We start from the raw sequence: 9959 nt of genomic DNA, 5'->3' as shown, positions 1-9959 counted from the left end.
CCAGTAACCAGTAACCAGTAACCAGTAACCAGTAACCAGTAACCAGTAACCAGTATGAACTCCACTAAGCCATTAGCAGAAATCCTTCGTCCACTTAATTTTGATGATTATATTGGTCAAGAACATCTAATTGGCGATAAAGGGATATTACGTCGTTCTATTGATGCTGGAAATACACCTTCTATGATTCTTTGGGGACCTCCAGGTGTTGGAAAGACTACTTTGGCTTTTATATTAAGTCAGAATTTGGATGTCCCATTTTACTCATTATCAGCTATTAATGCGGGAGTGAAAGCAGTTAGGGAAGTTATTGATAAAGCAAGTGCATCAGGACGTAAATCGGTTTTATTTCTAGATGAGATTCATCGCTTCAGCAAATCGCAGCAGGATAGCTTATTAGGAGCTGTTGAAACTGGGACTGTAACGCTAATTGGAGCCACTACTGAGAATCCTTCTTTTGAAGTGATTTCTCCGCTATTATCACGCTCACAGGTTTATATTCTGAAATCATTAGAAGAAAAACATCTTTTGCAATTAGTGGAAAGAGCTAAGACCTATTATTCAGAAGCTTTAAGTATAGATTTAGTGTTTACGGAAACGGCAGCTTTGTTTAGAGTTTCTGGAGGAGATGCTCGTAAACTCTATAATGCCATTGAACTGGTTGTTGGAACCTTTGGTTCTCAGATTAAAAAAATAGAGTTTACAGATGCTTTAGTCTCCGAATTGATTCAAAAGAATTTAGCGACCTATGATAAAAAAGGAGAAATGCATTATGATGTCATCTCTGCTTTTATCAAATCCATAAGAGGTAGTGACCCTAATGCTGCAGTTTATTGGTTAGCCCGTATGATAGAAGGAGGAGAGGATGTTAAATTTATTGCTCGTCGTCTTTTGATACTAGCATCAGAAGATGTTGGAAATGCTAACCCCAATGCACTTCTTCTAGCCAATGCCTGTTTCGACGCAGTGAGTAAGATTGGCTGGCCCGAATCGAGGATTATCCTCAGCCAGACTACAGTGTATTTAGCCAATAGCGATAAGAGTAATTCCACTTATGCTGCCATAAATCAAGCCCAAAGCTTAGTTAAGAAAACTGGAGATTTGCCAGTCCCACTGCATCTTAGAAATGCACCTACCAAGCTCATGAAGCAAATTGGTTATGGCGCTCATTATAAATATGCCCACGAGCATAAAAACAATTTTGTAGATCTAGAGTTTATGCCCGAAAGAGTTAAAGGAATCACTTTATACCAACCTGGTAATAATAAACGAGAGCAAGCAGATCAGCAAAAAATTAAAGAACGTTGGAAAGGCAAATATTAAGTCTATTTTTTGAGAGCACTAATTCTTTGTGATGTATATTAGTACATTAAATCTTTAATATTTATTTCCTTTTTATGATGATCACAATGTTTCATGACGCTCAACAACTATGCAATCCTTAGACAGTCGCCTATCGTTAAACAATTGTTAATCTGTAAGACAAAAGCAACGAAATCATTCTAATACTGTACTTTTAGATAGCCTATTTATAAAATCAAACCTATATCTAAATGAGAAAAGTAGTTTTAATGGCGTTTATTGCCTTAATTGTAGTGAGTTGTAAGCATGAGAGGGTAGTACCCGAGTCTTTAGAAACACCAACACAAAGTCTAAGCTGTAATAGTGATACTGTTTATTTTGTCAACGATATTCAACCATTAATCAATTCAACATGTGCAACCAGTGGATGTCATGATGCCGCTTCTGCAGAACATGGTGTAGATTTAAGTAGCTATATCAGAATTATTAAAACTGGAGAAGTAAAACCCTTTCGACCTGAAGATTCAGAACTATATGAAGTGCTTTTTGAGGATGGTGATGATTTGATGCCTCCTCCGCCAATGGCTTCATTGACAAGGGAGCAAAAAGAGTTAATCAGAAAATGGATTTCTCAAGGTGCAAAAAATAATCAATGTATTGAAGATTGTAATTTAGAATCGGTGAGTTTTGCAAATGATATTCAAACTATTATTAGTAATAACTGCGCCAGTTGTCATACAGGAGCCAATCCTGAAGGAGGGATTTTATTATCGAATTATACTGAGATTTCCTTTGTGGCCAATTCTGGATTATTGGTAAACGTACTATCAGGTTCAAATGGCGCTCCCCAAATGCCCCCAGGAGGATCGGTTAATGATTGTAATATGGACAAAATAACTAAATGGATTGAAGATGGAACACCGAATAATTAGACCGATATTTCTAGCAATTTTGCTTCCTCTGTTTTTTACAGCCTGCTATTATGATAATAAGGAAGATTTATATCCTTTTGATACTGAGACCTGTGATGTGAATAATGTCACTTATTCTGGAACTGTGAAACCCATCATGGAAGCCAGTTGTGTATCTTGTCATCAACAAAGTAATCCTTCGGGAGGTGTGAGGGTAGATACTTATGAAGAATTAAAAAAAGTAGCCGATGATGGACGTTTATGGGGTAGTATCAATCATGAAGGTGGATATTCTGCCATGCCACTTGGAGGTAGTAAACTGAGTGACTGTAGCCTTCTCCAAATTCAGAAATGGATTGCTGATGGAAGTCCAAATAATTAAAAGGAAGTTGGAAGTTAGAAGCTGGAAGTAGGTGGAGCATTTCTTCGGACTTCTAGCTTCGAACTTCGAACCAAAAAAGAGGTTAAAAATAATATTTTGACATCAAAATACATTAAAAAAAACAATAAAATCTAAATATATGCTGAAGAAAATAATTCTTGGATTACTACTCATAGGACTAATAGCTGGAGTTTATGGCTATTTCTTTATGTATAATAAATCGCATCCTGATTATCAAAATCTTGATGCAGAAATCAGTATTACGGCAAAAGAATTGTTTGACAAATGCAAGAATGAAGGAAAATCCCAAGAGTTCACAGGAAAGATTGTTGAACTATCTGGGACTCCTCAAGAGATAGAAAACAACGAGGGAGTTAAAACTATGGTTTTCGTTTATGACCAAGGAATGTTTGGTCCAGAAGGGGTAAGAGCGACTTTTCTAGCAGATTATAATGATGATTTAGAACTTCTAGCAATAGATAAGCCGGTGCTTCTAAAAGCATATTGTACGGGCTATAATGAAAGCGATGTGGTTTTAGAAAAGGCTTCACTAATTAAAAAATAATAAACTTAAAATCTAAGAAATGAAAAAGTATATATTTATAATGGCAGTGTTGATGATGGGGACTTCCATTTTTGCACAAAAATTCGTGACGAAATCTGGTCATATTCGATTCTATTCGGAAACACCAATGGAGACCATTGAAGCAGATAATAAACAGGTAAATTCTGCTTATGACCATGAAAATGGAGCTTTTGTTTTTAAAGTTCTCATGAAATCATTTGAATTTGAAAAAGCCTTGATGCAGGAGCACTTCAATGAGAATTATGTGGAAAGTGATGATTTCCCAAATGCATTTTTTAAGGGCAAAATTGTTAATAATGAGGATGTTGATCTGGAAAAAATGGGAGAGCTTCCTGTTAAAGTAAAAGGGAAATTAACCATACACGGAATGACCATGGATGTGGAAGCCGATGGTATGATGAATGTTCAAAAAGACATGATTTCGGCGACTTCGAAAATAATGATAGAACCTAAAGAATATGATATTAAAATCCCTGGAGCGGTGGTGAAAAACATAGCTGAAGAGATTGAAGTCTTTATCAATGTGGACCTAAAGAAATTATAGAGATAATTGCATATAAAACTATATAAATGAAAAGAATAGTACTATTTTTTGGATTAATGTTTTTTGGACTGATTTCCTCTTTTGCTCAAGATGATTTAATGGATATATTTGGCGAAGATGAAACCATAGATTATACATCTGCTACATTTAAAACCACACGTTTGGCTCTAGGATATAGTGTGGAGAATCCCGTAAAAAACGATATGATTTTTTTAATATCTCACCATTTTGGAAACATTAATGGAGGGGCTTATGAGTTTTTCGGGCTCGATCAAGCGACCATTCGTTTGGGTTTGGAATACGGAATTACTGACCGATTGACGGTTGGTTATGGTCGTAGTAGTTATAACAAAACATACGATGGATATTTAAAGTATAAAGTGCTCAGACAATCAAAAGGACTAAAGAAAATGCCTGTTACCTTGAATCTTGTGGCTGGGACAAGTATTAATACATTGAAGTGGGAGAATCCAGACCAAGAGAATTATTTCTCTAGCAGAATGACTTATCTTTTTCAAGCTATAGTGGCTAGAAAGTTCAACAAGAATTTGAGTTTGCAATTCATGCCATCCTTAGTTCATAAGAATTTGGTGGCTACGGCTAAAGACCATAACGATATTTTTACTATTGGTGCAGGAGGAAGATATAAATTCACCAAAAGAACCAGTATTAATGTGGAATATCATTATGTGATTCCTGATCAGATTCATTCTTACGATTATACCAATTCATTGACCATTGGCTTTGATATTGAAACAGGAGGACATGTATTCCAATTATTCTTCACAAATTCGGTACCTATCAATGTGACAGATTTTTTAACTCATACTACTGATAAATGGGGAAATGGTGATATATACTTTGGATTTAATATTTCTCGTATCTTTTCTTTTGGTGGGAAGAAGCATTAGAGAATTTAAATAAAGCAAGGATTAAGCCCGATGTAATTATATTATTGGGGGGGGGGCTTAGTTTTATACAATCTCCACCTCACTAACCCCATTGCTCTTTTTAATCAATTGAATTTGAGTAGGAATACGCTCTTTTAAATTCTCTACATGGGAAATGATTCCTATCATTTTTCCTTGTGCCTGTAGAGTTTCTAAAGTTGAAATTACTGTTTCTAGGGTGACATTATCTAAGGTTCCGAAACCCTCATCAATAAATAGAGATTCTATTTTCACATTGCTACTGGCTAGGTCTGATAATCCCAATGCTAAAGCTAAGCTGATGAGGAATTTTTCCCCGCCACTGCTGGTATCTACATAGCGTTCTTCATCGGTTTGATAATGGTCCACTAAATTAAAGTTCAATTCCTCTCCTGAGGCATAATGCTCCTTCATTTTTAAGGAATAGCGCTTATTGAGTTTGAATAAATGGATATTGGCTAATCCAATCAATGATTTTAAGGTAAGCCTTTGGACATAAGTATTAAAAGCATGTTTGGAACCACCCAATAAATCCATGAGATCCTTCCATTTTTTGACTTGCTTTTCTTGAGCCTCTATCTCTTTAAAGATTCCACTATTTCGCTCTTTTACCTTTTGATCATGGGCAACCTTTTGGGTGATTTCTCCAGAGCGCTTGAGTTTTTTATCTTTTTCTTCTTTGGCGAGTTCGGCTTGCTTCTCCGCTTCATCTTTCGCTAGTTCAAAAGTTTTCTGTTCTAATAATGCCTTGTATTCCTGTTTGTTCTTTTCTTCTAAAGCTTTTATTTCAATAGCTTTTTTATCGATTTCTGCTTTTTGCTTTTGTAAGACTTCTTTGATTTCACTTTCCAGTAAAGCAGCATTAATTTCTTCAATATCAAGAAACTGACTTGGGGTCAGTCGCTTTTCAAAGTCGGATTGGAAATCGCGAAGTGCTTTCTTTTTCTCAAATAAATCATTTTGGATACTCTTGGACTCCGTTGTGTTTTGGGTTAATGCGGTTTCGAGTTTTTGTTTTTCTTGTAGAGCTGATTCCAAATTTTTAGCAGCTAGCTTTTCTTCTTCTTCTAAAGTGACTCGTTTACTCTTTACACTCGTTTCGCTGGGTAAAATCTCGTTCCGCTCTTTATGGAAAGCCAAAATCTCCTGGTCTAAAGCCATTAGTTCTTTATTAGACTCCTCCAATTCTTTCTTTTTAGTTTGGAGCTGGACTTCGGTATTCTTGAGCTTGAGGTTTAGTTCATCCACTTGCTTTTTATAGGCTTCTTGAGATTTCTCTTGTTTCTTATACTTAGAGATGCCTTCCTGAAGATTCTTGATGAATGTTTCTGATTCATGAATACTCGGCCATTCCAATTGAAATTGACTGAGCTGCTCTTTTAAATGACTTTCAATCTCTTTGGTTTCTTCTAATAATTGAGCTAGCAGACTTTCTTTTTCTACCAGTTTCTCTATCAGTTGTTTATTGGCTCCCTCAACAGAAGCTATTTGCTGATTTAAGCTATGAAGTGTTTCATTCTTTTGCTGTACATCTTTTTCAACATTTGCTTTTTCTTTCTGAAGAAGGTGATATTTATCGATTTCAGTTTTTAAACCCGCTATTTCTTTTTCTATCTTCTCTTTTTGTTGCTCAATGAATTCAGTTTTCCCCAATTCAAAGTTTAGATGCAATAGCTCCGAATCTGATTTTACTTTTACAATATACTGATGGCCTTGTTGAAGCTGCTCTAGAAGGTGAGCTTGACTAGATTTTGCTTGAGTGACTTCAATTTCTACTTTACCTTTTTCTGATTGCAACTTTTCAAAAATCTCTTTTCGACTTTTTAGTTCTGCTTCAGATTCGGAAATATTCAAATCTTTATACTTTTCCACATAAGGATGAGATTCGGAACCGCATAGGGGACAGGCTTTTCCTTCTTCCAAGTTGGAGCGTTCCGCTTCTAAGTTTTTAATGGATTTTTCAAGATTTACTATCTTTTCCATATCCACAACAGCCATTCTTGCCTTCTCCAGGTCTAGTTTTGCTTTTTCATAAGACAGATTCAACTTTTCAATATGCTTTGTAATAGCCGTATTCTGAGCTTCTAGATTCAACATGTTCTTAGATAAGTCATTAAATTGTTGACTTAATTGTAAAGCTTTATCCCATTTATTCAAATCAAGCACCAACTGTTCTTGTTGCTTTAGTATTTTATCTAAATCTTTCTCTTTTAATTGTTTCGCATTGATAAGGAGTTTCTCCTGAATAGGGATCAACTCTGCTTTGTTTTTTGAGGAGGCCAAATGATAAGACTTCAGCTTTTCATTATTCTCAGCGATTTCTTGTTTATCTATACTAATCTGTTTAGCGCCTATTCCTGTTCGCTGCTGATGATCACGTAATTTAGCAAACTGAGTATTCCAAGTGGGCCAATGTGTTTCAATCTCCACTAAGGTTTTATGTTCCTGAATATACCGTTCTAGCTTCTGGATTTCAAGACTATATTTCTGCTTTGAATCCTGAAAAGATTTGATTTCATTTTCATGACCGAGAAGGCTTGATTTATTCTTCTTAAGAAGAATAAGGCTTTTCTCTTGAAGTTCTTTTTTGTTTGAAATTTGGCCATCCAACTGAGCAACTTTATCTAACTTTGGAATCCAATCTTGAAAGTTTTTCTTTTTCTCTTCAACTAATTTTAAATGATTAGCCTCCTCCTTTTTTATCTTTTCAATAAGAGGCTGTAGCTTTAATAAGTTCTCTTGTACAAGATGGAGCTTCTTATCTTTCAGTAATATAAACTCTTTACTTCGAGTAATTTCTCCAATAATATCCTTGAAAACCTCAGCTTTTTCATGTAATAAAAGCCGATGGAAATTAGGTTTATTTTGCTCAAACTCGATTTGCAGATTTTCAGCTCCTAATTTAATTTCCTTTTCTTGCAGCATTAATTCATCCGCTCTCTTATACCATTCGATAATCTTAGTCAGATTTAGCATTTCTAGATTCAAATGTGTGAGCTGCTCGTTCAACTTTTTTTCTTCTTCTTGAAGTGCTATTCTATCTTCACTAGAAAGTAAATCCTCATGATTAATACGAGCTTGTATGGCTTCTAATTTCTTCTTTTCATCGTATTGCTTTTGGTTGATGCCTTCCCCAATTTTCTTATAAATATCTTCACCGGTAATCTGTTCCAATAGGTCGCCTTTATCTTTGGCATTGGCCGATAGAAAAGAAGCAAATTCACCTTGGGCCAACATAGCAGAACGTAAAAACTGATTATAATTTAATTGTAAAACCCTTTCAACCTGTTGCTGAACCTCTCTTTTCTTCTCCGCAATAATTTTTCCGCTACTGATATTTTTCAAACGGACTTCCTCCTTGGGATTATTTAGCTTTTTGCCAGTTTTGGTAGCCAATCGCATGGTCCAACTGGCTTCATATTCTTGTCCATCATTTTCAAATAGCACTCTAGAAAAAGCTTCAACTGCACCATAGCTCACTACATCTACCAAACCAGCCTTAATATTCGATTTCTTAAAACGAGGAACCTCATGATATAAAGCAATGGTGATGGCATCTAGAATAGTGGTTTTCCCAGCTCCTGTAGAACCTGTAATAGCATATAATCCCACATCTTGAAAGTGAGCTTGCTCAAAATCGATGATGATAGGAATATCAGACTTTAGGGAGTTGATGTTTTGTAGCTCTATCTTTAAAATTTTCATAATAGCCTAATCTAGTATTCTCTAACCTTGTTTAAAATCTCACTAAAAGCATCCATAATCTCTTCATTCTCATCTAAATTAAAGTTTTGCTCTTCACATTTTAATTTGAATACATCAATAGGAGAGAGGGCTTTTATTTTTTTTGAATCATGGATCAACTGCTCTAATCCCATGGTGTTTCTTTGGTTCTTTAGTGTAACTTTTAAAATTTCCAAATCAAGTACATCAGCAGCCTTATGAATTTCAGCATAGCCCATATTGGCATTGGCTTCATTATCTAAAACTACTTCCACCCAAGGCTTTAGTTGATAAGAATTGCTACTGATAACTCCCAATTGTATGATACAAGATTTTAAATTCCCTGTCACTCTTATTACCACTCTAAATTGAGGAATGACAAACTCTTCAATACTACTGATATCCTTGCCTTTGGTTTCAATGACAAGAATTTTCTTATCCGAATTTATTTCGCTAAAACTCAAAATATAAGGAGAGCCGCAATAGCGAATATGGCTTACGCCACCTACCGTTTGAGCCCGATGTAAATGTCCTAAGGCGATATAATCAAAGGTTTTGGGGAAATCTTGTGCTCCAATATGACCAAGATTCCCAACATAAATATTTTGCTCACTTTCAGAAACACTTCCTCCCGCTGCAAATAAATGCCCCATAGCTATAATAGGTGTATTCTTACTTTTTATAGAATCGCAGTATTCTGCAATTTCTGTATAATGCTTAGTTAATGCTTTCTTATATCGTTCTGTTATCTCGTCAAAAGCTTCTCCAGCAACCGCTTTTCTAATGTCCTGATCACGTAAATAAGGGATGGCTGCAATAATGATTTCTTCAGAATTGCTATTTAATTTAAATACTTCGTCTTTAATATCTTCAGAGGCTTTACCCACTACTTTAATAGACAAAGCATTTAGAAGTTCTTTTGGAGCATTTAAAGTACCTGGAGAATCATGATTACCACCTATAATGACAATATGATTGCAATTGGTTTTGGTGAGCTGAACTAGAAAATCATAGTATAATTTCAAGCTTTGAGAGGAGGGCGTTCCATTATCAAAAATGTCTCCAGAAATTAATAATATTTCTATCTCATTATCAATGATATACTCATGTAACCAGGTGAGAAATAAAGATTGCTCCTCAAATTGTGATTGCTCATGTAGTCGATGTCCAAGATGCCAGTCGGAAGTGTGTAATAATTTCATTGGATTGCGTTCAATATAGTGATTTGAGATAATAAAATGATTTCAGAACAAAATTACAAAAGTTTTCTCCATTCTCTTTGTGTTTGGGAAATAATACAATCTTAAGGTAAAAAGAAAACCAAAAAACTATTGATATACCCTCAATAGTTTTTTAATATCTTAAAAACGAACTTAATAATATCTACTTGAGAAAGCCTACAATTATTTTGAAGCTGGAAGATTTGATTCTGAATAGAAGAAGTTGTATTGGGTGATTTTGCCTAATCAGACTGCCTTTAATTATAGTTTACTCGGAGGCGTATTATGAAAGAAGATAGACTTAATCTGGGTCAAGAACAAAACCTGGGGGGATGAGCTAAAATGTTATACTTTTGAAAAAA

General features: G+C 35.1%; 8 protein-coding genes. 6 read left to right on the top strand and 2 right to left on the bottom strand.

Annotated elements, in window-relative coordinates:
* Nucleotides 1–54: 54 nt before the first annotated feature.
* The 6 genes from HNS38_RS18980 to HNS38_RS18955 all read left to right on the top strand — a co-directional run bounded on the left by HNS38_RS18980 (nt 55) and on the right by HNS38_RS18955 (nt 4636).
* Nucleotides 55–1323 carry a replication-associated recombination protein A gene (locus tag HNS38_RS18980; RefSeq protein ID WP_172279373.1) on the top strand — a complete coding sequence of 423 codons (1269 nt, stop codon included), beginning with the start codon at nt 55–57 and terminating at the stop codon, nt 1321–1323.
* 230 nt (nt 1324–1553) lie between these two features.
* On the top strand, nt 1554–2234 hold the full coding sequence (locus HNS38_RS18975) for a c-type cytochrome domain-containing protein (RefSeq protein WP_172279371.1): 681 nt from the start codon (nt 1554–1556) through the stop codon (nt 2232–2234).
* Entirely contained in the window at nt 2215–2595 is a 381-nt protein-coding gene (locus HNS38_RS18970) for a c-type cytochrome domain-containing protein (protein WP_172279369.1), read from the top strand. Before HNS38_RS18975 ends, HNS38_RS18970 begins: the two co-directional genes overlap by 20 nt.
* A gap of 139 nt (nt 2596–2734) precedes the next feature.
* Entirely contained in the window at nt 2735–3160 is a 426-nt protein-coding gene (locus HNS38_RS18965; protein ID WP_172346916.1) for a hypothetical protein, read from the top strand.
* A gap of 19 nt (nt 3161–3179) precedes the next feature.
* Entirely contained in the window at nt 3180–3725 is a 546-nt protein-coding gene (locus HNS38_RS18960) for a YceI family protein (RefSeq protein ID WP_172279365.1), read from the top strand.
* A gap of 26 nt (nt 3726–3751) precedes the next feature.
* Nucleotides 3752–4636, top strand: coding sequence for a DUF5777 family beta-barrel protein (locus tag HNS38_RS18955; protein ID WP_172346915.1), 885 nt, complete (start codon nt 3752–3754; stop codon nt 4634–4636).
* A gap of 63 nt (nt 4637–4699) precedes the next feature.
* On the opposite strand, the gene HNS38_RS18950 is transcribed toward HNS38_RS18955, so the two are convergent.
* Both HNS38_RS18950 and sbcD read right to left on the bottom strand, forming a co-directional pair.
* Nucleotides 4700–8359, bottom strand: coding sequence for an AAA family ATPase (locus tag HNS38_RS18950; RefSeq protein WP_172346914.1), 3660 nt, complete (start codon nt 8357–8359; stop codon nt 4700–4702).
* Nucleotides 8360–8370: 11 nt separating this feature from the next.
* The gene (gene sbcD, locus HNS38_RS18945) at nt 8371–9579 is read right to left on the bottom strand and encodes an exonuclease subunit SbcD (RefSeq protein WP_172346913.1); all 1209 of its coding nucleotides are present in this window, start codon (nt 9577–9579) and stop codon (nt 8371–8373) included.
* Nucleotides 9580–9959 lie beyond the last annotated feature (380 nt).

The organism is Lentimicrobium sp. L6, from assembly GCF_013166655.1.
GTDB lineage: Bacteria > Bacteroidota > Bacteroidia > Bacteroidales > UBA12170 > UBA12170.
This window is presented reverse-complemented; position numbering and strand designations above follow the sequence as displayed.